Origin of the sequence: Photobacterium sanguinicancri, assembly GCF_002265265.1 — a bacterium.
GTDB classification, from domain to species: domain Bacteria; phylum Pseudomonadota; class Gammaproteobacteria; order Enterobacterales; family Vibrionaceae; genus Photobacterium; species Photobacterium sanguinicancri.
This window is the reverse complement of the sequence record NZ_NOIF01000330.1, coordinates 1-2,082: the sequence shown is the minus strand read 5'-3', so window position 1 is coordinate 2,082 and position 2,082 is coordinate 1. Positions and strand designations below refer to the sequence as shown.

The 2,082-nt window shown below is 39.7% G+C and carries 1 protein-coding gene and 1 pseudogene; one reads left to right on the top strand and one right to left on the bottom strand.

Translation table 11 applies throughout. The features are described from left to right. Positions 1 to 77 precede the first annotated feature (77 nt). Positions 78 to 635: pseudogene (locus ASV53_RS23730) on the top strand (ribonucleotide-diphosphate reductase subunit beta); the annotation flags it as partial. A 136-nt stretch (positions 636 to 771) separates the two neighbouring features. On the opposite strand, the gene ASV53_RS23725 reads toward ASV53_RS23730, so the two are convergent. Next, a complete protein-coding gene (locus tag ASV53_RS23725) occupies positions 772 to 2,040 on the bottom strand; it encodes an MFS transporter (protein WP_094958959.1) in 1,269 nt (422 codons plus the stop codon). Between the last annotated feature and the right edge of the window lie 42 nt (positions 2,041 to 2,082).

Sequence of the window (2,082 nt, the reverse complement as noted above, 5' to 3'; positions counted from 1 at the left end):
GTCATAATGTCACCTGTTAACTTATGAGGTGATAATATCACCTCTAACTAAGTGACCAAATTCACTATGCCACTACATACAAAGCCAATGAAGATCCGTTGAAGAAGAAGGTCGCCAGTGTTTTCCTTGAAAGCTTTTTGTTTTATTCAGGCTTCTATCTACCTATGTACTGGTCAAGTCGCGCCAAGTTAACCAACACTGCAGATTTAATTCGTTTGATCATTCGCGATGAAGCCATTCATGGCTATTACATTGGCTATAAATTCCAACAAGCCTTCAATGAACTCGATGAAGCGGAACAAGATCGTGTTAAAGACGAAGCTTTCTCTTTGATGTTTTCGTTATATGAATTAGAAAGCCAATATACAGAATCATTGTACGATGATGTAAGCCTCACCGAAGATGTAGCCCTCACCGAAGATGTGAAACATTTCCTGCATTACAATGCCAATAAAGCGTTAATGAACCTAGGTTTTGAACCTCTCTTTCCGGATGAATTATGCCAAGTTAGCCCCGCGATAATGGCTGCACTCTCTCCCAATGCCGATGAGAATCATGATTTTTTCTCGGGTTCTGGATCTTCTTATGTCATTGGTAAAGCCGTCGCAACAGAGGATGAAGATTGGGATTTCTAATACCTGACAAGCGACATGAATAGCAAAATGATAAGTGATGGCTTAACGCGCTTTGATATCCCTTGATATAAAACACAAAAACCACCTCTTAGGTAGTTTTTGTGTTCGTGTAATTACCGGAAGTAAAATTAGAAACCTAACTAATTTTACAATGGGCATCTCGCCAATGGCTGTAATGACGCAACTTTAGCAAAGCGAATAAACATATCAGAGCGATGATCTCCCCCATTCCTAACGCAATACTATAGCTAGCAACCCCAGCAAGGCTTGTCGCTACCGATGAAAAAATAATTTCGCCAAACGTCTGAGTACCTTGGAAGAAAGCAATATTAGTCGCGGGTTGAAGTGTTTGCTGTGAAAAGCGCATTGAATAGGTATAGGTGCTTACCGCGACAAACCCCATGCCAAAACCAACCAGAATTGATGTAAGCCAAACAATCCAAGTCCCCGTCAGCCAGTTTTCAGCAATCGCAATCCATAATAGGCCACCAAAGAGCACCAATTTCAAACCTGCCAATAAGGTGACGCGGTAACCTTGACGTTTAATAAATATGCTGGCAGAAAAGCAACCTACCAACATCACTAATAAATGACCAACACCAGTTAACATTCCTACTTGCGACATCGACCACGACAGGTCAACCAGTATAAACTTCGATAATGCCAGAATAATCACGCCGCATAAGGTAGCACCTGAACATAAGAGTAAAGTCGGGACAGCATTAGGTGTTTTGAAAAACTGGCTCAATGAGGCTTTATTTACCTCTGTCGCTTGAACAATTTTAGGCTCTTGCCAAAATAAGACTGGAAGTAAAGCACAGAAAGCAACAGCAGCAAGTAATATCATACTCACTTGATACCCGATCTGCTCAAAAGCAACCATAGCAAAAGGGCCAGCGAGTAACATTCCAATTATAATCCCAGATACTTGAATCGCATTGATTAAGCCTAAATCAGCCTTATCACTGTGTTCAGCGGCTAAACCATCTGTCGCGATATCTTGAGTTGATCCCACAATTGAAATTATCGCTAATAACGAGGTAAGTAATATTAAAGTTTTTTCATTAATAGTTACCACGGATAGACAAATAAGCGTCCCAACCATAATGAGTTGCATTGGAACAATCCAAGATTTCCTTCGTCCTATGCGTTCTATCCAATGATTTTCAACAAATGGTGCCCATAAAAATTTAATCGCCCAGAATATTCCAGCCAATGGAACTAACGAAATAAGTTCAAGTGGTAACCCTAGATTTTTTAATAATGTGGGTATAGCATGAAAGGTTAATCCAATAGGAATACCTTGAACAAAGTAGAGGCAGCAAATAACGAGTATGAATGCATTTTTACTCTTTGGTCTACATTCATAATCGTCAACCGTATTATGACTATTAGAGGTTTTCATGGAAAAGATCCTTATCCTATTTTTAACATATCTCTACTAGGT

Excerpts from the sequence above, each read along its gene's own strand:
- ASV53_RS23725 (WP_094958959.1), bottom strand. The coding sequence starts at position 2,040 with ATGAAAACCTCTAATAGTCATAATACGGTTGACGATTATGAATGTAGA.